23 protein-coding genes are annotated in these 25,008 nt (G+C 58.2%); 18 read left to right on the top strand and 5 right to left on the bottom strand.

Annotation, left to right across the window (positions count from 1 at the left end; genetic code table 11):
- Positions 1-40: 40 nt before the first annotated feature.
- The gene (gene murD, locus C8N30_RS01525) at positions 41-1,438 is read left to right on the top strand and encodes a UDP-N-acetylmuramoyl-L-alanine--D-glutamate ligase (protein WP_025062730.1); all 1,398 of its coding nucleotides are present in this window, start codon (positions 41-43) and stop codon (positions 1,436-1,438) included.
- A gap of 4 nt (positions 1,439-1,442) precedes the next feature.
- Here the strand turns inward: murD and C8N30_RS01520 are convergent, their stop codons facing one another.
- Complete coding sequence (locus C8N30_RS01520; RefSeq protein ID WP_025062729.1) at positions 1,443-2,621, bottom strand: BaiN/RdsA family NAD(P)/FAD-dependent oxidoreductase; 1,179 nt, start codon at positions 2,619-2,621, stop codon at positions 1,443-1,445.
- A 107-nt stretch (positions 2,622-2,728) separates the two neighbouring features.
- Between C8N30_RS01520 and C8N30_RS01515 the strand changes: the two genes are divergently transcribed.
- From C8N30_RS01515 to C8N30_RS01435, 17 genes are all read left to right on the top strand, one after another.
- Positions 2,729-3,253 carry a peroxiredoxin-like family protein gene (locus tag C8N30_RS01515; protein ID WP_025062728.1) on the top strand — a complete coding sequence of 175 codons (525 nt, stop codon included), beginning with the start codon at positions 2,729-2,731 and terminating at the stop codon, positions 3,251-3,253.
- A gap of 110 nt (positions 3,254-3,363) precedes the next feature.
- Entirely contained in the window at positions 3,364-4,530 is a 1,167-nt protein-coding gene (gene ftsW, locus C8N30_RS01510; RefSeq protein WP_025062727.1) for a putative lipid II flippase FtsW, read from the top strand.
- Entirely contained in the window at positions 4,527-5,630 is a 1,104-nt protein-coding gene (locus tag C8N30_RS01505) for a UDP-N-acetylglucosamine--N-acetylmuramyl-(pentapeptide) pyrophosphoryl-undecaprenol N-acetylglucosamine transferase (RefSeq protein WP_025062726.1), read from the top strand. The genes ftsW and C8N30_RS01505 overlap by 4 nt, the downstream gene beginning before the upstream one ends.
- Positions 5,627-7,042: a UDP-N-acetylmuramate--L-alanine ligase gene (murC, locus tag C8N30_RS01500; RefSeq protein ID WP_025062725.1), complete on the top strand. Its 1,416-nt coding sequence runs from the start codon at positions 5,627-5,629 to the stop codon at positions 7,040-7,042. The genes C8N30_RS01505 and murC overlap by 4 nt, the downstream gene beginning before the upstream one ends.
- Positions 7,039-7,269, top strand: a complete 231-nt coding sequence (locus C8N30_RS01495; RefSeq protein ID WP_025062724.1) for a hypothetical protein — start codon at positions 7,039-7,041, stop codon at positions 7,267-7,269. Before murC ends, C8N30_RS01495 begins: the two co-directional genes overlap by 4 nt.
- The gene (locus C8N30_RS01490) at positions 7,266-7,517 is read left to right on the top strand and encodes a DUF2484 family protein (RefSeq protein ID WP_037967945.1); all 252 of its coding nucleotides are present in this window, start codon (positions 7,266-7,268) and stop codon (positions 7,515-7,517) included. The genes C8N30_RS01495 and C8N30_RS01490 overlap by 4 nt, the downstream gene beginning before the upstream one ends.
- Complete coding sequence (locus C8N30_RS01485; RefSeq protein WP_025062722.1) at positions 7,517-7,777, top strand: DUF2484 family protein; 261 nt, start codon at positions 7,517-7,519, stop codon at positions 7,775-7,777. The genes C8N30_RS01490 and C8N30_RS01485 overlap by 1 nt, the downstream gene beginning before the upstream one ends.
- 6 nt (positions 7,778-7,783) lie before the next feature.
- Positions 7,784-8,065 (top strand): hypothetical protein, encoded by a 282-nt coding sequence (locus C8N30_RS01480; protein WP_025062721.1) that lies wholly within the window; start codon positions 7,784-7,786, stop codon positions 8,063-8,065.
- The gene (gene murB, locus C8N30_RS01475; RefSeq protein WP_025062720.1) at positions 8,058-8,975 is read left to right on the top strand and encodes a UDP-N-acetylmuramate dehydrogenase; all 918 of its coding nucleotides are present in this window, start codon (positions 8,058-8,060) and stop codon (positions 8,973-8,975) included. Before C8N30_RS01480 ends, murB begins: the two co-directional genes overlap by 8 nt.
- Before the next feature lie 154 nt (positions 8,976-9,129).
- The gene (locus C8N30_RS01470) at positions 9,130-10,011 is read left to right on the top strand and encodes a D-alanine--D-alanine ligase (RefSeq protein ID WP_025062719.1); all 882 of its coding nucleotides are present in this window, start codon (positions 9,130-9,132) and stop codon (positions 10,009-10,011) included.
- A complete protein-coding gene (locus C8N30_RS01465; protein ID WP_025062718.1) occupies positions 9,999-10,886 on the top strand; it encodes a cell division protein FtsQ/DivIB in 888 nt (295 codons plus the stop codon). Before C8N30_RS01470 ends, C8N30_RS01465 begins: the two co-directional genes overlap by 13 nt.
- A complete protein-coding gene (gene ftsA, locus C8N30_RS01460; RefSeq protein ID WP_025062717.1) occupies positions 10,886-12,220 on the top strand; it encodes a cell division protein FtsA in 1,335 nt (444 codons plus the stop codon). Before C8N30_RS01465 ends, ftsA begins: the two co-directional genes overlap by 1 nt.
- Before the next feature lie 174 nt (positions 12,221-12,394).
- A complete protein-coding gene (gene ftsZ, locus C8N30_RS01455) occupies positions 12,395-14,083 on the top strand; it encodes a cell division protein FtsZ (protein WP_025062716.1) in 1,689 nt (562 codons plus the stop codon).
- A gap of 208 nt (positions 14,084-14,291) precedes the next feature.
- Positions 14,292-15,215 (top strand): UDP-3-O-acyl-N-acetylglucosamine deacetylase, encoded by a 924-nt coding sequence (gene lpxC / locus C8N30_RS01450; RefSeq protein WP_025062715.1) that lies wholly within the window; start codon positions 14,292-14,294, stop codon positions 15,213-15,215.
- A gap of 170 nt (positions 15,216-15,385) precedes the next feature.
- On the top strand, positions 15,386-16,258 hold the full coding sequence (locus tag C8N30_RS01445; RefSeq protein WP_025062714.1) for an outer membrane protein assembly factor BamD: 873 nt from the start codon (positions 15,386-15,388) through the stop codon (positions 16,256-16,258).
- Positions 16,259-16,296: 38 nt separating this feature from the next.
- Entirely contained in the window at positions 16,297-17,946 is a 1,650-nt protein-coding gene (gene recN / locus C8N30_RS01440) for a DNA repair protein RecN (RefSeq protein WP_025062713.1), read from the top strand.
- 75 nt (positions 17,947-18,021) lie between these two features.
- On the top strand, positions 18,022-19,710 hold the full coding sequence (locus C8N30_RS01435; RefSeq protein ID WP_025062712.1) for a chloride channel protein: 1,689 nt from the start codon (positions 18,022-18,024) through the stop codon (positions 19,708-19,710).
- A 29-nt stretch (positions 19,711-19,739) separates the two neighbouring features.
- On the opposite strand, the gene C8N30_RS01430 is transcribed toward C8N30_RS01435, so the two are convergent.
- From C8N30_RS01430 to cobS, 4 genes are all read right to left on the bottom strand, one after another.
- Entirely contained in the window at positions 19,740-20,084 is a 345-nt protein-coding gene (locus C8N30_RS01430) for a DUF427 domain-containing protein (protein ID WP_025062711.1), read from the bottom strand.
- A gap of 40 nt (positions 20,085-20,124) precedes the next feature.
- Positions 20,125-21,915 carry an aminopeptidase P family protein gene (locus tag C8N30_RS01425; protein WP_025062710.1) on the bottom strand — a complete coding sequence of 597 codons (1,791 nt, stop codon included), beginning with the start codon at positions 21,913-21,915 and terminating at the stop codon, positions 20,125-20,127.
- A 50-nt stretch (positions 21,916-21,965) separates the two neighbouring features.
- The gene (gene cobT / locus C8N30_RS01420) at positions 21,966-23,843 is read right to left on the bottom strand and encodes a cobaltochelatase subunit CobT (protein ID WP_025062709.1); all 1,878 of its coding nucleotides are present in this window, start codon (positions 23,841-23,843) and stop codon (positions 21,966-21,968) included.
- A 177-nt stretch (positions 23,844-24,020) separates the two neighbouring features.
- On the bottom strand, positions 24,021-25,007 hold the full coding sequence (cobS, locus tag C8N30_RS01415; RefSeq protein WP_025062708.1) for a cobaltochelatase subunit CobS: 987 nt from the start codon (positions 25,005-25,007) through the stop codon (positions 24,021-24,023).
- Between the last annotated feature and the right edge of the window lies 1 nt (position 25,008).

The raw sequence follows: 25,008 nt of genomic DNA, 5'->3' as shown, positions 1-25,008 counted from the left end.
ATAAATTTGGGCACGCGATGCCCTCGGGGAGAGTTCGACGATGATACCAGTTCAGGGCTTGAGTGGTTTGCGTGTTGCGGTTTTGGGCTTGGGTCGCTCCGGCCTTGCGGCGGCCCGTGCACTGCGGGCAGGGAATGCCGTGCCGGTGTGCTGGGACGATAACCCGCCCGCACGGGAAGTGGCCGAAGCGGAAGGGTTTGAATGTCTTGATCTGGCACGCGCCAATGCCTTTGACGGAATTGCGCGGCTGATCGTCAGCCCAGGTATTCCGCATCTCTATCCGGCGCCTAATTCCGTTGTTGTGGCGGCGCTGGATGCCGGTGTGCCGGTAGACAATGATATCGGATTATTCTTCCAGAGTTTTGCAACCTCCGAGTGGGACATGTTCGATGTGGCCCCAAGGGTGATCGCGGTGACCGGATCGAACGGTAAGTCCACGACCTCGGCGCTGATCCACCACATACTGGAGCATGCGGGGCGTAATTCGCAGCTGGCAGGCAATATCGGGCGTGGGGTTCTGGACATCGAGCCTGCGTCAAATGGGGGTGTCGTGGTGCTGGAGCTGTCGAGCTATCAGACGGATCTGGCGCGAAGTCTGACGCCTGATGTTGCAGTTTTTACAAATCTCAGTCCCGATCATCTGGATCGGCATGCAGGAATGGGCGGGTATTTCGCGGCCAAGCGGAGGCTGTTTGCAGAAGGCGGGCCAGACCGTGCTGTTATTGGCGTGGACGAGCAGGAAGGCGCGTTTCTAGCGGGGCAGCTGAGCGAGGGGGCGGTCGATGACCGTGTGATCCGCGTAAGTGTGGACCGCAAGCTGGGTGGTCCCGGCTGGAACGTCTTTGCGCGCAAGGGGTTCCTGAGCGAGTACCGCAACGGCAAGCAGGCGGCTTCGATCGATCTGCGCGGGGTGGCCGGATTACCTGGTGCACATAACCACCAGAATGCTTGCAGTGCTTATGCTGCGTGCCGCGCACTGGCGATTGCGCCACGCGTGATAGAGGCGGCTTTCCACAGTTTTGCGGGCTTGCCACACCGCAGCCAGACGATCGGCGAAAAAGACGGTGTGCGGTTTGTAAATGACAGCAAGGCCACAAATGTGGATTCGGCGGCAAAAGCGCTGACCGCGTTTGGATCAATCCGGTGGATCTGCGGCGGCCTCGAAAAGGAAGGCGGGTTGGAAGGCCTGTCTGGTGCAGTCGATACGGTGCGTAAAGCTTATGTCATCGGGCGCGAGGCGGCGGGGTTTGCCATGCAGCTCAAGGTCGAGGCTGAGGTCTGCGGCACGATGGCTGTCGCTGTGGCACGCGCAATTGCCGAGGCCGAGGCAGGGGATGTTGTATTATTGGCACCTGCAGCAGCGAGCTTTGATCAATATGACAGCTTCGAGAAGCGTGGTGATGATTTTGTAGCGCTTGTGCGGGCGCATCTGGGCTGAAGCTTTAGCGCGCTTCGTTCATTGTTTGGGCGGCTGCCATTCCAGAGGACCATGCCCATTGGAAGTTATAGCCGCCCAGCCATCCGGTCACGTCCACGGCTTCTCCGATGAAATAGAGGTTCGGATGGTTTTTTGCCGCCATGGTGCGCGCATTGAGTGCGTCGGTATCGACGCCGCCAACTGTCACTTCGGCGGTGCGGTAACCTTCGGTACCATTGGGCAGCAATTCCCACTGGCGCAGATTGTCGATTAGCGCACCAAGGCGAGCATCCGACCAATCGGCCAGGTTTCCACCAAGATCAAAAACGCCTGACAGATGATCGACGAGGCGCGCGGGTAGGTGGCGCGACAACTCGGTGGTGAAGTTCCGGCGGCCCGTATCCTGTCGCTGGGTGCGCAGGGCCTCGTACATGTCGGGCGGTGCGATATCGACGGTAATGGTTGCGCCTTCGGTCCAGTAGGATGACGCTTGTAAAATCGCCGGTCCCGAAAGGCCGCGGTGAGTGAAAAGAAGTGCCTCTTCGAAGGCAGGTCCGTCTGCGCGTACGCGGGATGGCACCGCGACCCCCGAAATTTCCGCAAAGCGGCCCTCGGCAAAGGTGAATGGTACCAGCGCAGGGCGGATATCTGTCACAGGGAGGCCGAACTGGCGCGCGATGTCATAGGCCCAGCCTGTAGCTCCCATCTTGGGAATGGATTTACCGCCTGTGGCGATCACGAGGTTCTTCGCCCTAACCTGATGCGTCTTATCAGGCGTTTGCAGGGTGAAGGTGAAATGATCACCGTCTTTTTGCACATCACGCACAGTGCTGTTGAGCCGCAGATCGGTTCCGCGTGTGGACATCAGGCTTTGGAGCATCGCGATAATGTCTTTAGCGCTGTTGTCACAAAAAAGCTGCCCAAGGGTTTTTTCGTGCCACGCGATTTTATGCGCGTCTACCAGTGCGATAAAGTCCCATTGGGTATAGCGTGCGAGGGCGGATTTGGCGAAATGCGGGTTGGCAGAGATAAAGGCCTCCGCATCGGTATAGAGATTGGTGAAGTTGCACCGGCCTCCGCCTGAAATACGGATTTTCTCTCCCGCCGCCTTGGCGTGATCCACAACCAGCGTGCGCCCCTCCAGATGGGCCGCACACATCATGCCTGCGGCGCCCGCGCCAATGATTGCTGTCTCGAATTCCATACGTGCTGGTGCCTCATCGGGGGGACGTGGTCAAGCATTCGTGAACCGCCCTTGTGATGGTCCGCGTATTGTTTAGATATTCGAAAACACATAAAGGAGACGACCCGATGACAGCTCTTGCTGCAGGAAGCATTTTTCCCAAAACCGAAGTTCACACGCTGGGCGGAGAGACGACAGTGCTGGGCACGCCGAGGGGCGGTCACGACTGGCAGCTGGTGGTGGTCTATCGCGGCCTGCATTGCCCAATCTGCAAAACCTATCTTGCAAAGCTGCAGGAGGTCGAGCAGGCGTTCAATGCGCAGGGCGTCGATGTGATTGCCGTATCTGCTGACCCCAAAGAGAAGGCGCAGGCCTTTGCCGATGAAAAAGATCTTACGATTGCAATGGGATATGGTCTTACGCTCGAGCAGATGGGAACCCTTGGTCTCTATATCTCCGAGCCGCGCAGCCCCCAGGAAACCGATCGCCCTTTTGCGGAGCCGGGCGTGTTTGTGATCAACGCCGAAGGCGCAGTGCAGATCATTGACGTGTCCAATGCGCCGTTTGCGCGGCCCGATCTTGAGGGTCTTGCCAACGGGATCAAATTCGTGCGGAATAACGATTATCCTATTCGCGGCACCTTTGAGGGCTAATAGGCCCCGCAAAAGGGTGCAAAGACTCTAGCCGTGAGGCGAAAATCGCGCTACACTGCCTATCAGACCTCCGAAAAGGAGGCGAGACAGGCAGTGTAAGGCACGTACCCATGACAGAAATGGTCTTTGGCGCGGTTCCCGTGCGGAATGGCGAACCCATCCTACCGAAATGGTGGAGGACGCTCGATAAATGGGCGCTTTCCTGCATTCTGATGCTGTTTGGCGTCGGTATGTTGCTGGGGCTTGCGGCCTCGCCGCCACTGGCGGAAAAAAACGGGTTTGACCCCTTCCATTATGTGCAACGTCAGGCCTTTTTTGGCGGTCTGGCGATGATTGCCATGCTTCTGACCTCGATGATGTCGCCCACTTTGGTGCGCAGACTTGCAGTCGTCGGATTTCTTGCATCTTTTGTTGCACTGCTGTTCCTGCCGTTTTTCGGCACTGATTTTGGCAAAGGGGCCGTACGCTGGTACAGCCTCGGGTTTGCATCTTTCCAGCCATCGGAATTTCTCAAGCCTGGTTTTGTTGTCATCGCCGCGTGGATGATGGCCGCCAGTCTCGAGATCAACGGCCCTCCCGGCAAAGCATGGTCATTCGGCCTGTGTATCACCATTGTGCTCATGCTGGCGCTACAGCCTGATTTCGGTCAGGCCTGTCTGGTTCTGTTCGGCTGGGGTGTGATGTATTTCGTAGCCGGTGCGCCGATCGTCCTGCTGGTCGGGATGGCTGGCCTCGTTGTACTTGCAGGCACGGTTGCCTATTCAAATTCCGAGCATTTTGCCCGACGGATTGACGGTTTTCTCAGCGTGGATGTCGATCCGACGACGCAGCTGGGATATGCCACCAATGCAATCCGCGAGGGTGGTCTGTTTGGTGTTGGCGTGGGCGAGGGGGAAGTGAAATGGTCACTGCCAGACGCGCATACAGATTTCATTATCGCGGTCGCTGCCGAAGAATATGGACTGGTCCTCGTTCTGTGCATCATCGCGCTCTACACTTGCGTTGTCGTCCGTTCGCTAATGCGGCTGGTGCGTGAGCGTGACCCGTTTATCCGGCTTGCAGGTACCGGACTGGCCTGCATGTTCGGAGTTCAGGCGATGATCAACATGGGCGTAGCCGTGCGTCTTTTGCCCGCCAAGGGTATGACCTTACCCTTTGTTAGTTACGGTGGTTCTTCGGTAATTGCGTCCGGGATCGCCCTTGGCATGCTGTTGGCCTATACGCGCAGCCGTCCACAGGGCGAGATCAGTGCGCTGCTGGGGCGGAGCCGGTCATGAGCCGTCTGCCCCTCCTTGTAATCGCGGCCGGTGGTACGGGCGGGCACATGTTTCCTGCACAGGCATTGGCCGAGGTCATGTTAGCACGGGGCTGGCGCGTCAAGTTGAGCACGGATGCGCGCGGCGCGCGCTATACTTCCGGCTTTCCCTCGGCTGTCGAAGTCGAGCAAATTGCAAGTGCAACCTTTGCCCGTGGCGGTCTGTTTGCTAAGGCGATGGTTCCGTTTCGTATTGCGGGTGGCACGTTGAGTGCTGCATTTCGCATGTTGCGCGACCGCCCGGATGTTGTAATCGGGTTTGGCGGTTATCCGACCATTCCAGCACTGGGGGCGGCGTGGCTGCTGCGCCGTCCGCGCATGATACACGAGCAGAACGGCGTGCTGGGTCGCGTGAACGAGATTTTTGCCACCCGCGTTGACAGGGTAGCCTGTGGCACATGGCCCACGACTTTGCCCGACGGTGTGCAAGGGGTGCATGTGGGTAATCCGGTCCGTGCTTCCGTGCTGGACCGTGCCGGTGCGGGTTATATCGCGCCGGGGGATTACCCTATGGAGCTTTTAGTGATGGGCGGCTCCCAAGGGGCGCGCATTCTGAGCGATGTCGTGCCACCCGCAATTGCAGGGCTGCCCATGGACATCCTGCGCAACATCCGCGTCAGCCATCAGGCCCGCGAGGAGGACGGTACACGCGTTGCCGAGTATTACGCACAAAACGGTATCAATGCCGATGTGCAGCCGTTTTTCCACGATGTGCCACGCCGTATGTCCGAGGCGCAGCTTATCATTACCCGATCAGGCGCGTCCTCGATTGCCGATCTGTCGGTGATAGGCCGCCCCTCTATTCTTATTCCGTTTGCCGCAGCTGCGGGCGATCATCAGGTCGCGAACGCGCGCGGTTTGGTTGATGCGGATGCCGCAATCATGGTTCGCGAGGATGCGGCATATCCTGACAAACTTACCGAACTGATCCTGATGGTTCTGTCTGATGGCGCTTCGGCTACCAAAATGGCAAACCGTGCACTCGCCCTTGGTAAACCCGAAGCGGCCCAGATACTGGCCGATCTGATACTTGATCTTACGACGAAGGAAACGCGCGCATGAACGCTGCAACAAAACTGCCCGGTGATGTGGGCGCCATCCATTTCGTGGGCATTGGCGGCATTGGTATGTCCGGCATTGCTGAAGTGTTGCTGAATCATGGCTATACCGTGCAGGGCTCCGACCTTAAATGTACCCCGATCACTGACCGTCTGGCGGAGTTGGGCGCGAAAATTTTCGAGGGCCAGCAGGCGGGTAACATCGAAGGCGCGCAGGTTGTCGTTGTTTCCTCTGCGATCAAACGCGGCAACCCCGAGCTGGACGCTGCGCGCGCGGCTGGCCTGCCGATTGTGCGCCGCGCCGAGATGCTGGCAGAGTTGATGCGCCTCAAATCCAATATTGCCGTCGCGGGTACCCACGGCAAAACCACAACGACAACCATGGTCGCTGCCCTCCTTGATGGTGGCGGATTTGACCCGACTGTTGTCAACGGCGGCGTGATCCACGCTTACGGCTCGAATGCGCGTAAGGGCGAGGGGGAATGGATGGTCGTCGAGGCCGACGAGAGTGACGGCACGTTCAACCGGCTGCCGGCTACCGTTGCAATTGTGACCAATATCGACCCCGAGCATATGGACCATTGGGGCACAATCGAGAACCTGCGTCAGGGGTTTCTGGATTTTACGTCCAACATACCGTTTTACGGTGTGGCCGTGTGTTGCATCGATAATGTCGAGGTACAGATGCTGGTGGGCAAGATTACCGACCGCCGCGTCATCACCTATGGCTTTAGCCCGCAGGCCGATGTGCGTGCCGTGGGCCTGCACTATAAGGCTGGGGTCGCCTATTTTGATATCCACCTGCAAAACGAGGATATCACGATCAAGGACTGCCAGCTGCCGATGCCGGGGGATCACAACGTATCCAATGCACTGTCGGCCGTTGCTGTGGCGCGGCATCTGGGCATGAAGGCCGAGGAAATTCGCGCGGCCCTTAAAGGGTTTGGTGGCGTAAACAGGCGGTTCACCAAAGTCGGTGAAGTCGACGGGGTTACAATCATTGATGACTATGGTCATCATCCGGTCGAAATCGCTGCGGTTCTCAAAGCAGCGCGCCAGGCCACTGACGGACGCGTGATTGCGGTGCATCAACCGCACCGCTACTCCCGTCTGAGCCATCATTTCGACGAGTTTTGCGCCTGCTTCAACGATTGCGATGTTGTGGGTATTCTGGATGTCTATGGCGCGGGTGAAGAGCCGATCGAGGGCGCTGACCGCGATGCACTGGTTGCGGGATTGATCCAGCACGGTCACCGCCATGCGCGCCGTCTGGATGGACCAGAAGATCTGGCGCGGTTGGTGTCAGAGCAGGCACGGCCCGGTGATATGGTTGTCTGCCTCGGGGCAGGCACGATCAGCGGTTGGGCCAATGCCCTACCGGAGGCATTGCGCGCGCTTAAAGGTGTGGCGGCGTGATCGCGATTGTCCTGCTCCTGATGGTCGGTCTGGGACTTGCCCTGTTGCCGTGGCGGCGGGTGGCTCTTTGGCTGGTCATCCTTGCAGGCCTATGGGCGACTTCCTATTTCCTCTTGCCCTCTAACGTGTGGGAGCCGCTGGTCCTGCTGACGATGCCACCGCTTATTGCCGGCTGGCTGGTGGGACTGTTGGCCCGTGCCACACTGCGCCGGATGCGCGTCGCATGATGCTGGTGTGGCTCCTGATCGCTTGGGTTTTTGCGTCTGCTGCAGTGGCGATGCTGCCGATGCGCCGGCAGTATGTTCCAGGCGTTATTTTGCTGCTGGCTGCCCCTGTATTGATCGTTATGGTAGGGATCCAGTTTGGTTGGGTCTTTGCATTACTGGGTCTTGCGGCCTTTGTTTCCATGTTCCGTAACCCGTTGCGCTATATCGCGGCGCGGTTGCGCGGCGAACATCCGGAGATTCCCGAATGATAAGCCTGTCACTTACACTTGCTTGTGTCTGGGCACTTGTGGCCAATATTCTGGCCATGACCCCCAGTCGTGATTTTCACTGGCGCAACGCCTATATCTTGATCACTGTCGGCATTCCGATCGTCGGGTTCGTTGCGTATCAGCACGGACCTTGGGTGGGAATGCTGGTGCTGGCGGGGGGCTGTTCGGTCCTGCGTTGGCCAGTTATATATCTGGGCCGCTGGCTGCGCCGTGCAGGCCGTAATACCCCCGCGGAGTAACTGGCGATGATTTACATTCTTGTTGTGGGCCTTGCCATCTGGATGTTTGGCTGTGGCTATTCCGGCTACCATAAACGTTTTGGGCTGTTTGTAATTGTGCTTTTGACGGGCATGGGCCTCAATACTCTGTGGATGATGTTCGGTCTGGACGCCAGGCCGCTATCGCCGCCAGCGATCACCGCCCACGCAGCGGCACTCATGTATGCGATATCCGCGGTCGGTTTGGGGTTCTTGTTGGGCCGGATCGTGCGCGGGTTTCGCGACAGCAGGGTCACAGCGGATGACTGAACTGCCCCTCCCGCGCGGAAAGCTGACGCCGCAACGCACCTTATCCGATCTGACATGGCTGCGTGTCGGCGGTCCTGCGGACTACCTTTTCCAGCCTGCCGATCTGGATGATTTGCAATGCTTCTTGCGCGACCTGCCCCAATCTGTGTCGGTATTTGCCATGGGCGTAGGTTCCAATCTGATTGTGCGCGATGGCGGTCTGCGGGCTGTTGTGATCCGTCTGGGGCGTGGGTTCAACACCATCGAGATTGCGGACGGCGAGGTTACGGCAGGTGCCGCCGCGCTGGACGCACATGTGGCGCGCAAGGCGGCAGATGCGGGCCTTGATCTGACGTTCCTGCGCACAATTCCGGGCAGCATCGGCGGCGCCGTGCGAATGAACGCAGGCTGTTATGGCGTCTACACGGCGGATCATTTTGTGCGCGCACAAGCAGTGACCCGCACCGGTGAGCTTTTGACACTCACAGCGGATGACCTCAAATTCGCCTACCGCCAGAGCGCATTGACCGAAGGCGCTGTCATTGTCAGCGCCACCTTTGCCCCGCCACGCGGGGAGCCGGCGGCGCTTCATGTGCGTATGGAAGACCAACTGCAGAAACGTGATGCCACCCAGCCCACTAAGGAGCGCAGTGCAGGCTCGACATTTCGCAATCCTGCGGGGTTCAGCTCTACGGGACAGGCAGACGAGGTGCATGACCTAAAGGCATGGAAGGTCATACAGGACGCTGGCATGAAGGGCGCTACACGCGGTGGCGCACAGATGTCCGTCAAACACGCCAACTTTTTAATCAACACGGGCGGTGCCACAGCTGCCGATCTTGAGGGATTGGGCGAAGAAGTGCGAAAAAAGGTTTACGATAAGAGTGGTATCACGTTAGAGTGGGAGATAATGCGAATAGGCGAAAAATAAGCGTCTAATTTGCGGTGTTAATGCCACAAAAAGTGGCACAAAAAATCTGATGGGCCAAAAGGCTCCTACAAATAATAAAAGAGCTTTTCGAGCTCTGGGACATTGAAGGCACAAGGGTATGTCGAGCAGGACAAACCCCACGGTTGCAGTACTCATGGGCGGACCCTCGGCTGAACGCGAGGTATCGCTCAATTCGGGGCGCGCATGCGCGGCTGCACTGCGGGAACATGGCGGATACAAGGTGGTCGAGGTCGATGCAGGCCCCGATCTTTATGCCGTTTTGACGGGCCTTGCGCCCGATGCCGTGCTAAATTGTTTGCATGGTCGCTGGGGCGAGGACGGGTGCGTTCAGGGTATCCTCGAATGGCTTAAAATTCCCTATACCCATTCTGGCGTGCTGGCCTCTGCTGTGGCGATGGACAAACAGCGCTGCAAGGACGTCTTTCGCGCTGCTGGCTTGCCCGTTGTTGACAGCATTATCGTTCCCGCCGAGCAAGTGCGCGGCGGCCATGTGATGACACCGCCCTATGTTGTGAAGCCCAACAACGAAGGCTCGTCTGTCGGGGTGTATCTGGTGGCGGATTCAAACAACGGCCCGCCACAGCTGGACGATAGCATGCCCGAGATGGTCATGGTCGAGGCATTCGCGCCGGGGCGCGAGTTGACGACGACTGTGCTGGGTGACCGCGCTTTGACTGTCACTGACATCGTCACCACGGGCTGGTACGACTATGATGCCAAGTACAAAGAGGGAGGGTCTTCCCATATTGTACCTGCGGACATTCCCCGAGAGATTTTTGATCTGTGCCTCGATTATGCCCTGCGGGCGCATATTGCATTAGGCTGTCGCGGTGTGAGCCGCACCGATTTTCGCTGGGACGAGACGCGTGGTGCGGCAGGCTTGATCCTGCTCGAGACCAATACGCAGCCCGGAATGACGAGTACCTCGCTCACGCCAGAGCAGGCGCAGGCCACAGGTATCAGCTTTCCGGCGCTGTGCGCGTGGATGGTGGAGGATGCTTCATGCGCGCGCTGATAGCTAAAAAAGCACCCGTTGGACGGGCCGATCCGTCACCCTCGCGCTGGGCGTGGCGTATGCAGCGCCTGATGTTGACGCCGGGCATCCGTCTGGCACTACGCGCAGGCATTCCGTTTTGCATCACACTGGCTGCAGGCACATGGTATCTGTCCGACGAGGGCCGCCGCGGTGCCATTGAGCAGGCGGTCGACGAAGCGCGCGCCAGCATCGAAACGCGCCCTGAATTTATGGTCAATCTGATGGCTGTGGATGGCGCAAAAGACGAGCTCGCAACATACATCCGCGAAACTTTGCCGCTTGAATTTCCGGTTTCCAGCTTTGATCTGGATCTGGATGCAATGAGGGCCACAGTATCTGGGATTTCTGCCGTTAAGTCCGCATCCATCCGGATCCGTCCGGGCGGCGTGCTGCAAGTTGACATTGAGCCGCGAGAAGCGGTGGTGCTGTGGCGCAACGAGAGCGGGCTGTCCCTGATCGATGCGGGCGGAATGTATGTCGCCGCTGCCACCAGCCGTTATGCCCGCCCTGATCTGCCGTTGATCGCAGGCGAGGGAGCGGACCAGAATGTGGCCGAAGCGCTTGAGCTGATCAATGCTGCGGCGCCTCTGGGGGACCGCTTGCGCGGTTTGGTGCGTATGGGCGAACGGCGTTGGGATGTTGTCCTTGACCGTGGCCAGCGCATTTTGCTGCCCACAACCGAGCCGCTGCGCGCGCTCGAGCGGGTGATCGCACTGGAAGGTGCAAGTGATATTCTGACCCGCGATGTCGCGCGGGTAGACATGCGGCTAGCACGCCGTCCAACAGTGCAAATGACAAATGAGGCCGCCGCAGAAAGGTTGGCCCAACAGGCAGCGTTTGGGGCGAATAAATAATGAATGATCTTTACCAGAGCCAACGCACGATGCGGCAGATGCGCAAGGTCGCAATGCAGCGCGGTGTGGTTGCTATCCTTGATGTAGGTTCCTCGAAGATTGCGGCGCTTGTGCTGCGCTTTGACGGCTCTGCGCGGATGGACGAGGGGGGGGAGTTCGGCTCGCTCGCGGGTCAGTCCGGCTTTAGGATCATCGGTGCTGCAACGACACGCTCGCGCGGTGTCCGTTTTGGCGAAATCACGGCGATGGGCGAAACAGAGCGCGCCATTCGCACGGCTTTGCAGGCCGCGCAAAAGATGGCGGGGATCCGTGTCGATCATGTGATAGCGTGCTTTTCGGGCGGGGAGCCGCGCAGCTACGGCCTGGATGCGCAGCTGGTTCTTGAGGATCAGGTGGTCACCGAGCAGGATGTGGCCCGCGTGCTGGCCTCATGTGATGTGCCTGAATACGGAGAAGGGCGTGAAGTATTGCATGCCCAGCCTGTGAATTTTGCGCTCGATCACCGCAGCGGTCTGATTGATCCGCGCGGGCAGCTCGGCAACGAGCTGAGTGTTGATATGCACATGCTGACAGTAGACGCCGCTGCAGTGCAGCATCTGGCTTATTGTATCAAGCGTTGTGATCTGGAGCTCGCAGGCATTGCATCGTCGGCTTACGTGTCTGGAATTGCTGCACTGGTGGAGGACGAGCAAGAACTGGGCGCTGCATGTATTGATCTGGGGGGCGGTGCCACCAGCGTGTCAATTTTTATTAAAAAGCATATGATTTACGCGGATAGCATCCGCATGGGCGGTGATCATGTGACCTCAGATATCTCTTTGGGGCTGTCGGTTCCAATGGCCAACGCCGAGCGTATCAAGACGTTTTATGGTGGTGTGCATGCCACGGGCATGGACGACCGCGAGATGATCGAGATTGGCGGCGAGACCGGTGATTACGAGCACGACCGCCGCACTGCCAGCCGCGCGGAGCTGATCGGCATTATGCGCCCTCGCGTGGAAGAGATTTTCGAGGAAGTGCGTGCCCGTCTGGACGCTGCAGGATTTGATCATTTGCCGAGCCAGCAGATTGTGCTGACAGGCGGCGGCAGCCAGATCCCCGGCCTTGACGGGCTGGCCGCCAAGATCCTTGGTCAGCAGGTCCGACTTGGTCGTCCCTTGCGTGTGCACGGTCTGCCGCAGGCTGCAACAGGCCCCGGTTTTTCGTCGGCTGTCGGGCTCGCGCTGTTTGCGGCCAACCCACAGGATGAGTGGTGGGACTTTGACATTCCTGCCGACAGATACCCGAACAGGTCGCTCAAGCGCGCTGTAAAATGGTTTAAGGACAATTGGTGACCCCTACATCGGGTGCCCGAGACGAAATGCGGTGAAAAGTGGCAAAAAATTGCCTATATTTAGCGCCAAAAAGCCCTTTTTTACGTGACGACAGACTCCATGGCGTCTAGTGTTAAATAAATTTGGGACAAAAATGACCCGCGCGGTGCGGGCACAAGAACAGGCGGAACCAAGATGACTTTGAACCTCTCGATGCCGGGACAGGAAGATCTCAAGCCACGCATTACCGTTTTCGGTGTCGGCGGGGCGGGTGGAAACGCGGTCAACAACATGATCGACAAGAACCTCGATGGTGTTGATTTTGTTGTGGCCAACACGGATGCGCAAGCACTGCAGCAAGCCAAGGCGGAGAACCGCGTTCAGCTGGGTATCAAAGTGACCGAAGGTCTTGGGGCGGGCGCGCGCGCCTCCGTAGGGGCTGCGGCCGCCGAAGAGAGCATTGAGCAGATCGTGGATCACCTTGCCGGCGCGCACATGTGCTTTATCACTGCTGGTATGGGCGGTGGTACAGGCACCGGCGCCGCGCCGATCATCGCACAGGCCGCACGTGAGTTGGGCGTTCTGACTGTCGGTGTCGTGACCAAGCCTTTCCAGTTCGAGGGTGCAAAGCGGATGCGTCAGGCCGAGGAGGGTGTTGAAGCTCTGCAAAAGGTTGTTGATACGCTCATCATCATCCCGAACCAGAACCTGTTCCGTCTGGCAAATGAAAAAACCACCTTCACCGAGGCCTTCTCGATGGCTGACGATGTCCTGTATCAGGGCGTAAAAGGCGTTACCGATCTGATGGTACGCCCCGGTCTGATCAACCTCGACTTTGCCGATGTGCGTGCCGTGATGGACGAGATGGGCAAGGCGATGATGGGAACAGGCGAGGCCGAAGGCGAAAACCGCGCTATTCAGGCAGCGGAGGCGGCGATTGCCAACCCTCTGCTCGACGAGATTTCACTGCGCGGGGCCAAAGGTGTTCTCATCAACATCACGGGCGGCGCGGACCTTACATTGTTCGAACTCGATGAAGCTGCGAACCGTATCCGCGAGGAAGTGGATCCCGAAGCGAACATTATTGTCGGCTCCACGCTCGACGAGAGTCTCGGCGGATTTATGCGCGTGAGCGTTGTGGCAACCGGTATTGATGCGGTTGACGTGAACACCGATATTCCGGTCCCACGCCGCTCCATGTCGCGTCCGCTGAGCAATGAAGTGGCCGAGGCTGCTGTGATTGCAGCGCCGGCGCCCACACCCGCTCCGGCGCGTCCGGCACCGATTGCGGCTGCTGCACCTGCTGCACAGGCTCCGCAAGAACCTCAAACACCAAGCTTTTTTGACGAAGCGCCGCGCCAAGCTGCCCGTGCAGATAATACGCGCGACATGTTCGAGGGCCGTCGCTATGAGCCTATCGAGGACGCGCATGACGATGTTCCGGCACCGGCCTATTCACCCGAGCGTACGGCCTACGAGTCCCATCCAGAAGCAATTGAGGCAGAACCGGAAGCATTCATCGCACCGCGTGCGCCGACACCGGGGACACCATCGCCCGAAGCTATGGCACGCCTGCGTGCTGCAGCACAGCGCGCACAGCCGGTTGAGCGTCCAGCGGCAGCCGCCCCTGCACCCAAGCCGCAAGCCGCTGCACCGACGGTTCAGGGAGAGCGTCCGCGCTTTGGCATCAACTCGCTGATCAATCGCATGACTGGTTCCGAGGCCGAAGCACAGCCCCGTGCTGCAGCCCCCAGCCAGCCCGCGCGTCAGCAGCCGCCCGTGCAGCGCCAGCAGGCAGCAGCAGCTCCGCAGCCACGTCAGGAAGCCGATCCAGAGCAGGAACGCATCGAAATTCCAGCATTCTTGCGCCGTCAGGCGAACTAAATACCATCACATCGTGATGTAAAAGGTCGCCTTCGGGAGGCCTTTTTTCGTTTTAAATTAGCGTATTACGGTGTGAAGGGCGGTATTGCGCCGTTTTGTTACAGTGATGTTTCATTCGGTTGCAATCCTTGATTTGTGACTTGGCAACCGGGCGCGTAGTTAAACGTTAATCGAGTGCTAAACTTGAATTTGGACCGAGGATGATACCGTGCAGAACACAGTAAAAACAGCGATCAGCTTTGCGGGCAAAGGCCTGCACTCGGGTAAGCCTGCGACTGCTACCGTTCTGCCTGCGCCTGTTGGTCATGGTATCTGGTTCAAACGCACTGATGTAGATGTCGGTGACCGGATGATCCCGGCACGCTGGGATGCAGTCAACCGCTCGCCGTTGTGCACAAAACTGGAAAATAAGAGCGGCCTACAGATCTCGACCGTCGAGCATCTGATGGCGGCACTTGCAGGTTGTGGCATACACAACGCACTCGTCGAAATTGACGGTCCTGAAGTGCCGATCCTTGACGGCTCTGCTGCGCCTTTTGTGCGCGGCATCATGGGGCAGGGCGTGCAGATGCAAGCGGCACCGGTCTATGCCCTTGAAGTGCTTAAGGAAGTGACTGTTCGGGATGGCGATGCATCTGCGACAATCGCACCTTCCCACACGCTGCGTATTGATTTCGAGATAGATTTCACGGATGCCGCAATCGGCCACCAGCAAAAGTCCCTTGTGATGAACAACGGTTCCTTTGCCCGCGAATTGTGTGACAGTCGTACATTCTGCCGTCAGGCCGATGTAGACACGATGCAAGCGAACGGTTTGGCTCTCGGTGGATCTGCAGGCGAAAATGCAGTTGTTTTCGACGGCGCGGATGTCCTCAGTCCAGGTGGTCTGCGGCACGCCGACGAACCTGTGCGCCACAAGATGCTGGATGCTCTGGGTGATCTTGCGCTGGCCGGTGCGCCGCTGCTTGGCCATTATACCGGTATTCGCGCCGGTCATTCGTTGACCAACACGCTGCTACGGGCCTTGTTTGCAACGCCGGATGCTGTTCGTTTGGTGCAATGTGACGGAGAAATGGCGTCTCGTCTGCCGGGTCATGGACTTGTCTGGGATGAAATTCCGGCAGTTGCCTGAAAGCCATTAGAGAGTTAGAAGATGACAAGGCCCGGTGTGAAAGCTCCGGGCTTTTTGATAAATCCGGAAATGGGCGTTTTGCACCGCTGATTATTGTGCTAACACCATGGACAACAGGGGGCAAACTCCTGAAAAAGATCATAGCGGTAGTAGAGTAAGGATAGCCTAAGATGGGATTTGGAGGGACTTCAAGACGTCTTTCGGTTATGCTTGTGGCTGTCGCATCGCTCACGGCTTGTGGCGGCGGGCAAGACACCGGCCGCTTTACAAACAGCTTTGTCAACCGGCAGGAAATCCCGCTCGAGACGTATACGCCCGAGCAGATATTCGAGCGTGGCGAGTTCGAGCTTAACCGCCGCCGGCCCGCCGAGGGCGCCTTTTATTTTGCAGAGATTGAGCGGCTTTACCCCTATTCCGAGTGGGCCAAGCGAGCCCTGATCATGCAGGCGTTTGCCTATCATCAGGATGCCGATTATCCGAACAGCCGGTCTGCTGCGCAGCGCTTCATCGACTTTTATCCCGATGATGATGACGCCGCCTATGCCGCGTATCTTCTGGCGCTTAGCTATTATGACCAGATCGACGATGTGGGCCGCGATCAGGGGCTTACCTTTCAAGCACTCCAAAGCCTGCGCGAAGTGATCGAGCGTTATCCCGACAGCGAATATGCTCGTGGATCGATTCTAAAATTCGATCTTGCGTTTGATCATCTGGCAGGTAAGGAAATGGAAATTGGCCGCTATTATTTGCGCCGTGACCATTACACCGCTGCGATAAACCGCTTTCGCGTGGTCGTCGAAGATTTCCAGACAACGACCCACACCGCAGAAGCGCTGCACCGTTTGGTCGAATCCTACCTCAGCCTCGGTCTCACCGACGAGGCACAGACGGCGGGCGCCATTCTGGGCCATAACTACCGCTCGACCGAGTGGTACGAGGACAGCTATAAGCTGCTCACTGGTCGCGGTCTGGAGTTGAAATCGCTTGGAAATAACTGGCTTTCTGCCATTTACCGCCAGACCCTGAAGGGCGACTGGATCTAAGCCGTGCACATCGGCACATCTTCGACGGAACGCCTTTAATGCTGCGCGGCCTTGATATCTCTGACATGCTTATCATCGAGCGGCTGGAACTGAGTTTCCAGCCGGGCCTCAACGTGCTTACCGGTGAGACAGGAGCCGGTAAGTCCATTTTGCTTGATAGTTTGGGTTTTGTTCTAGGGTGGCGCGGCCGCGCGGATCTGGTGCGCCAGGGTGCGGCACAGGGCGAGGTTACTGCATGGTTTGATTTGGCCCCGAACCACCCCGCCCGTGCCGTGCTTGAAGAAGCCGGACTGCCTGTTGCTGACGAGCTTATTTTAAGACGCATAAATACCGCAGAGGGGCGAAAAACGGCGTGGGTGAATGACCGCCGCTGTTCCGGAGAGGTGCTGCGAGCACTCAGCGATACACTAGTTGAATTACACGGCCAGCATGATGACCGTGGGCTGCTCAATCCACGCGGCCACCGGACAATTCTGGATAGTTTTGGCGCACTTGACGATTTACGGGCAGCAGTTCGTGCCGCATGGTCCGACATGGCCCGCGCGCGCAAGGTGGAGGCCGCCGCCGCCAAAGCGCAGGATGAAATCCGCGCCGAGGAAGAGTTTTTGCGCTATGCCGTTGCCGAGTTGGACAAGCTCTCTCCTGAAGAGGGGGAGGAGGCCATTTTGGACACCAAACGCCGCATGATGCAATCGGCCGAGAAAATTCGCGGTGACGTGGTCAACGCCTATGAAGCGATGGGCCAGAGCGGAGCCGAGGCGCAGCTCGCTGATGCGTTTCGTTGGCTCGACGGGGCGGCAGCGCGTGCAGATGGTACGCTGGAGGAGCCGATGGCGGCGCTTAATCGTGCCATGATTGAGCTGGACACAGCGATGGACGGTGTGGTGCGTGCCATCGAGGCGATGTCGTTCGACACAACCGAGCTTGAGGAAACCGAGGAGCGCCTTTTTGCCATCCGCGGTCTGGCGCGGAAACATGACGTCCAGCCGGATGAACTGGCAGGCTTTGCGGATACCCTGCGCGCAAAACTCGACGCACTGGATGCAGGTGATGCGCAGCAGGCCAAATTGCGTGCAGATGTGCAGGCTGCCGAAGCCGCATACGCCAATGCTGCGACCGCCCTCACCGAGGCACGTACGGCGGTAGCAATCAAGCTCGACACAGCAGTTAGCGCTGAACTCGCGCCCCTCAAGATGGAGCGTGCGGTGTTTGCAACGCGCATCACGCCAGAGCAGGAAGGGCCTGAGGGACGCGACGAGGTATCCTTTACCGTGGCGACAAATCCTGGCGCTCCGGCGGGGCCGCTTAACAAGATCGCTTCGGGGGGGGAACTGAGCCGCTTCCTGCTCGCGCTGAAAGTATGCCTGACCCAGAGCCAATCCGGCCTCACACTCATCTTCGACGAAATTGATCGCGGGGTAGGCGGGGCGACTGCTGATGCGGTTGGTCGTCGTCTGGCTGCAATCGCACAGGGTGGCCAAGTGCTGGTCGTGACCCATTCGCCTCAGGTTGCGGCCCTTGGCGCGCATCACTGGCGGGTCGAAAAATCGGTTACGGATGGCATGACGACCACTAATGTTGTGCCCCTTGATCCGGATCAGCGCGTTGACGAAGTTGCGCGGATGGTAGCCGGCGATACGATTACGCAGGCCGCTCGCGAAGCCGCCCGCGCCCTCCTTGGCACCTGATGCCTTGAATACCGGCCCGCGATATGGTTTCCGCTGGGGAAGCCGATCCATGCCCTTTTCGAACCCGAGGCCCCGATGAACGCCCCCGCCCGCAGTTACGTGTCAGAACAGATCAATTTGGCTGTCACGAGTTGTCGCGTTGGCTGGGGGGTCTTGCGTCACAAAGGGCCCGGAAAAATTACCTTCTGGTTTATCGCGCTTGTCATCGGCATTGCCGCCGGTTTCGCGGCACTGTTTTTCCGTAAAGGCATCTATTTCCTCCAGACAAAGCTTTACGGTACGGATGATGTCCAACATTTGCATAGCTTTATCAGCGGGTTGGATTGGTACTGGATTATCCTGATCCCGACATTCGGCGGGCTGGTGTCAGGTCTTATTCTACACAAATTCACACACGATGCCCGTGCGCGGTCGGTTGCGGATGTGATTGAGGGCGCGGCCCTGCACGAGGGTAGGGTCGAGACAAAAGCAGGTTTAGCCTCCGCGCTGGCTTCTATGGTGACGCTCGGAACTGGCGGTTCTTCGGGTCGCGAGGGGCCTGTGGTTCACCTCGCTGCGGTAATTTCGACATGGGTGAACCGCCGGATTAATGCTGACGGGATCACGGGGCGCGACTTGCTGGGTTGTGCCGTGGCGGCGGGAGTTTCGGCCAGCTTTAATGCGCCCATTGCTGGTGCGCTGTTTGCGCTTGAGGTGGTGCTCCGGCATTTCGCGGTTCACGCTTTCGCCCCGATCGTGATTGCCAGTGTTGCGGGGACGGTCATCAACCGCCTCGAATTTGGCGGTGTGACAGAGTTTAAACTGCCCACAGTGACTGAGCTGCAATTCTACGTCGAGTTACCCGCGTTTCTGTTGCTGGGTCTGACCTGTGGTCTTGTGTCCGTTGCATTGATGCGTGCGGTTTTCTGGGCCGATGATTTTGGCAACAAGATCCAGAACCTCACAAAACTGCCGCGCTACATCCGCCCTATGGTTGCGGGGGCGCTGTTGGGGATAATTGCGCTGTGGTTTCCACACATCATCGGCGTAGGCTATGAGACGACTTCGCTGGCTCTCACCGGAGAGTTGGCACTGCATGAAGTAACTGTATTCGCCGTGCTAAAGGTCGTTGCTGTGGCGATTACGCTTGGTGGTCGCATGGGCGGCGGAGTTTTCTCGCCCTCGCTGATGGTCGGCGCTCTGGTGGGGCTTGCCTTTGGTCTGATTGCCACGGGGATGATGCCCGATGTTTCGGGCTCGACCTCGCTTTATGCGCTTGCAGGGATGGGGGCGGTGGCTGCCGCCGTGCTGGGTGCCCCGATCTCGACAACCCTCATCGTATTTGAGTTGACGGGTGACTGGCAGACGGGGCTGGCCGTTATGGTCGCTGTGAGCATGTCAACGGCGCTCTCGTCGAACCTTGTGGACCGCAGCTTTTTCCTGACCCAGATCGAGCGGCGTGGCATCCACCTTGCAAAAGGGCCGCAGGCCTATCTTCTGGCGATGTTCACAGCACTCAAAACGATGCGTTCCTTCGATCATCCACGTGCCGCAGACGAGCCACGCTGCTGGGAGATGATCGGGGAAGGGCTTTATATTGACGGTGCAGCAACACTCGAAACAGCGATACCGATATTCGAGAAAACAGGCGTGCAGTTTTTGCCGGTGGTTACCCTGTCAGCAGATGCCGCTCCACCTGAGTTGTTGGGCGCGCTTTTCCATGTTGATGCCCTGAATGCCTACAATCGCGCACTCGCGGCAACCGCCGCCGAGGAACACTCCTGAGCGGCGATATGATTGCGCAATCGATCGGTCTAGATCTGCTCGACAGTTATTTCTGGGATAGTGTGAAAGGCGAGGTAATCTTTGATCTGCTCAACAACATCGTTGGGTTCCTCATACGACCATACGACGTTCTGGAGCGTACGGCTCTTTGTCACCACACTGAAATAGCGTGCATCGCCTTTGTGCGGGCAATGGGATGTCTTTTCACTGGCGTCAAGGAACGCCATCGCTATGTCGCTGCGCGGGAAATAGATGACCGGTGGGTAATCTCCTTCCACCAGCTCCAGCGCTTGGGCGCTCTCTCCCAGCACTGCACCGCCCGCGCGCACGGTCCATGTACCTTGCGCTTTTCGTATCGTAATATAGTCAACCATTTCAACTCTCCCCCCGAAAATATTATGAAATCACAACACGCTAAATCGGCGCGGTTGCTTTATCTAACCACTCTTTTGCCTGCGGTGTAACCCTTGGCCCGATGTTCTCTGCAACCTGCGCGTGATAGGCATTGAGCCACTCACGTGCGGCAGGCTCCAACATATCTGCAACGACCAGACGCCTGTCTATTGGCGCAAATGCAAGCGTGCGCCATTCGAGCATCTCGCGGTGCGCGTCCCCTCCGGGAATGGCTGCGGCTTTCTGAACGACCAGCAGATTTTCAAGACGGATGCCAAAGGCACCCTCACGGTAATATCCCGGCTCGTTGCTCAGGATCATTCCCGCCTCCAACGGTACCATGCTCACCTTGCTCAGGCGCTGAGGCCCCTCGTGAACACTCAGATAGGCGCCCACCCCGTGGCCGAGCCCATGATCAAAATCCTGCCCCGCAAGCCACAAAGGCATACGCCCGATGGCTTCGATATGCGCACCAGCAAGGCCCCGCGGCCAGCGCAGGCGGCTCATTGCGATCATGCCGGCCAGCACACGGGTAAAGGCCTGTGCTGCTTCCAAGGGGGGCGTTCCGATGGCGATGGTTCGGGTAATATCGGTCGTACCGTCAAGGTACTGACCACCACTGTCGAGGACAATAAGATGGCCGTCCTCCAGCACGCTGTCGGTCTCGGTTGTTACACGGTAATGCATGATCGCACCGTTCGGACCGGTGCCTGCGATGGTTTCAAAACTGATATCCTGTAGCCCGTTGTCGCGCCGCCGGATGCTTTCGAGCTGGGTGACCACCTCGCTCTCGGTCAGTGTTCCGGCCTCTTGTGCGTCGAGCCAGTATAGCATTTCAACTATAGCGGCGCCGTCTCGTAGGTGCGCTTGGGCTGCGCCCTCGATCTCGGCGCTGTTTTTGCAGGCCTTTGGTAATGCGCAAGGTTCCTGACCGCTGACGGAAGCGTTGCCTAACGCATCGGCGACAAGCTGGGGTACGGTCGATGCGTCAATCCGCACAGGGCCATCCAACGCTTCCAAAACATCCAGAAATGCGCTGGGGGTATGCAGGCGTACTTCACTTCCCAGATGCGTCTCGAGCCCCTCGTATTTCGAGGGCTCCGAGAACAGATCAACGACCCCATCGGCGTGTAAAATCGCGAAGCCGTGGACGACAGGGTTGCGCTCTATGTCCGCGCCGCGAATGTTCAACAACCAACAAATACTGTCAGGAAGGGTAATTACGGCGGCCTTTTCGCCAGCCTCCGTCAGCGTTCGGGCAAGCCGCGCGCGCTTTGCCTCGTGTGTCTCTCCCGCAAATTCAACAGGATGTATTTTGGCCGGAGCCATCGGCGGGGCAGGCTGGTCCTCCCAGATTGCATCGACCAGATTGGCGGATTGAATCAGCTCGACGCCGCTCCCTGCCAAGGCTTTGGTTGCCTGCGCAATTTGCTCGACTGTATGCAGCCATGGATCAAAACCCACGCGCCCGCCATTCGGCAACTGGGCGCGCAGCCAGTCGGCCATTGACACTTCTGGCCAATGCACAGGAGTGTAAACATCCGCCACTTGTGCCTTTATCTGTGTGCGATAGCGCCCGTCGATAAACATACCTGCCTGTTCTTGCAAAGCCACACAGAAACCCGCAGATCCGGTAAATCCTGTGAGCCACGCCAGCCGTGCATCGCGTGCTGCCACATACTCGCCCTGATGTGCGTCTGCCCGCGGTATCACGAATCCGTCAAGGCCAGCGGCCTTCATCTGATTACGTATTTGTGCCAAACGGGGCGGGCCCTGATCAGGCCGTGCCTTGACCTCAAATGACTGAAACACCCGACATCCTCTTCTTCATTTTTTTTCCTGTAACCGCGGATCGTGCTTTCTCAGCCTGTGCGCCGCATCCCCATGACACGCGCCCGTTTGCGCGGGTCCGTATCAAAGAGCGAAGCAAGTTGCTCCGTCATGGCACCTGCCAGTTGCTCCACGTCAGTAATCGTGACCGCGCGGTCATAGTAACGGGTCACATCATGCCCGATCCCGATGGCCAACAGTTCAACAGCTTTCTTTTTTTCGACCATGCCAATTACGTCGCGCAGGTGCTTTTCCAGAAAATTCGCCGGATTCACCGATAGTGTGCTGTCATCCACAGGTGCGCCATCGGAGATCACCATCAAAATCTTGCGCGATTCCGAGCGTGCCATCATCCGCCGGTGTGCCCATTCCAGCGCTTCACCGTCGATGTTCTCCTTGAGCAATCCCTCTTTCATCATCAGTCCCAGATTGGGACGGGTGCGCCGCCACGGAGCGTCTGCGGATTTATAGATGATGTGGCGCAGATCATTCAGGCGTCCGGGACCGGTAGGGCGACCTTCATTGAGCCAATGCTCGCGGGCTTGGCCGCCTTTCCATGCACGTGTGGTAAATCCAAGGATTTCGACCTTCACGTTGCACCGTTCCAGCGTGCGGGCCAGAACATCCGCACAAATCGCCGCGATCGAGATGGGCCTTCCCCGCATCGAGCCGGAGTTATCCAGCAAAAGGGTTACAACCGTATCGCGAAATTCGGTATCTTTTTCGACCTTGAAGCTCAGCGGCGTTGTCGGGCTGGCTACAATCCGCGCCAGACGGCCTGCATCAAGCGTCCCTTCCTCAAGATCGAATTCCCAGCTTCGGTTTTGCTGGGCCTGAAGGCGGCGTTGTAATTTGTTTGCCAAACGGCTTACAGCACCTTTCAACGGTTCCAGCTGCTGATCGAGGTAGGCGCGAAGACGCTCCAACTCGGCGGGCTCTGCCAGTTCCTCGGCGCCCACAACTTCGTCATCTTCGGTCCGGTAGACGGTATAGTTCGGATCGGCGTCCGAGACGGGCTGCGGTTGAGGGGGCTCCATCGGGGCATCGCCCTCAGGCATTTCCGCCTCGTCGCCCATCTCCTGATCGGCCATTTCATCCATGGAGACTTGCGCCTGCGAGGCATCTTGCTGCTCGTCCTGCGACTGCTCGGGGGAGGCGTCTGCATCCTCCTCGTCCTGCTCGTCGTTGCCGCTGCTGTCGGGGTCGTCCTGCTCGTCGCTGCCTTCCTCGGCCTGATCTTCCTGATCGTCGTCCGCGCCGTCGGGGTCATCGCCCAGCTGGTCGGCATAGCCCAGATCGGTGATAATCTGACGCGCAAATTTTGCAAACTTTGCCTGATCGTCGAGGGCGTCTTCCAGATCAGCGAGCGTGCCGCCACAGCTGTCCTCGATATAGCCGCGCCATAACTCCATCACGTTATCTGCCCCGGCAGGCATATCGCGACCCGTGGCCAGATGGCGTACCAGATACCCTGCGGCGACGGCCAGCGGCACATCGGAGGCAGATTTGACCTGATCATAGCCCTTGCGCAGGGCCTCGTGCTTAATCTTCGCGTCAATATTTCCGGCAGTTCCGGGCATGTCACGGGCACCGACTGCCTCACAGCGGGCTGTTTCCATCGCCTCGTACAGATCCCGCGCCATCTCGCCCTGCGGCTCATAGCGGGCGTGGGTCTGGCCGTTGTGATAGCGACGATTGAGGGCGAGTGCGTCTGCCGTACCGCGTGCGAGCATCACTTCGTCGCGCGTCATGCGGCGGGTCACCTGCGGCAGGCGCATTGCATCACCGGACAACCCCGAAGGATCGACAGAATAACTGACCGTCAGATCGGGATCGTTGGCCATTACCTTGGCCGCTTCGGCAAGCGCCTTTTTGAACGCGTCGGCAGGATTGTCGGTTGGTTTAGACATCACATAAACTCCATACCGGTACCACGGCGATTAGTCATTATGCCGGACCGAAAGTCATACGCCAATGGCGTCTCACTTCGCGGTCCCGGTCTCTGGTGCGGCCTTTTTTAATTCTACATGTTCAATTTTGCGCATGACATAAAGATGGACGATCGCTACCGGATGCCGCTTTTATCCTTAACCCAAGCTGACGCTTGCAGCAGACTCCGGCAGTTCTTCGTTGAATAGACGCTGGTAGAATTCGGCTACCGTCTGACGCTCAAGTTCGTCACATTTGTTGAGGAAACTGAGGCGGAAGGCATAGCCCACGTTCTTGAAGATTTCGGCATTTTGCGCCCATGCGATCACGGTACGCGGCGACATAACCGTGGACAGATCGCCGTTCATGAACGCGGTGCGGGTGAGGTCTGCAACGGTCACCATTTGCTTAACCGTTTTGCGTCCTTCCGGGGTGTCGAAATGCGGGTTCTTGGCCAAAACGATTTGTGTTTCCGACTCAATGCTAAGATAGTTTAGCGTCGAGACCAGCGACCAGCGGTCCATCTGGCCTTGGTTGATCTGCTGAGTACCGTGGTAAAGGCCTGTGGTATCGCCCAAACCTACCGTATTCGCGGTCGCGAAGATACGGAAGTACGGATGAGGCGTGATCACCTTGTTCTGATCCAGCAAAGTCAGTTTACCATCTACTTCCAGCACTCGCTGGATCACGAACATAACGTCCGCACGGCCTGCATCATATTCGTCAAACACGATAGCAGTCGGCGTGCGGAGCGCCCAAGGCAGGATACCTTCCTGAAACGCAGTGACCTGCTTGCCATCGACCAACTTGATCGCGTCCTTACCGATCAAGTCGATCCGGCTGATATGGCTGTCGAGGTTAACGCGCACGGTTGGCCAGTTCAGGCGGCTTGCCACCTGTTCGATGTGGGTGGATTTACCCGTCCCGTGATAGCCTTGAACCATAACGCGGCGATTATGCGAAAACCCTGCAAGGATCGCCAGCGTGGTGTCTGCGTCGAATTTATATGTGCTGTCCAAATCCGGCACGCGATCAGTGCGATGCTCGAAGCCCATGATCGTCATGTCTGTGTCGATGCCAAACACCTCACGAACCGAGATTTCCTTGGTCGGGGTTGCGTTGAGGTCCAGTCCGCCGTCAGCCATG

This window comes from Sulfitobacter guttiformis (assembly GCF_003610455.1).
Taxonomy (GTDB): Bacteria; Pseudomonadota; Alphaproteobacteria; order Rhodobacterales; family Rhodobacteraceae; genus Sulfitobacter; species Sulfitobacter guttiformis.
The sequence above is the reverse complement of the archived record's forward strand: the minus strand, read 5'-3'. Positions and strand labels throughout refer to the sequence as shown.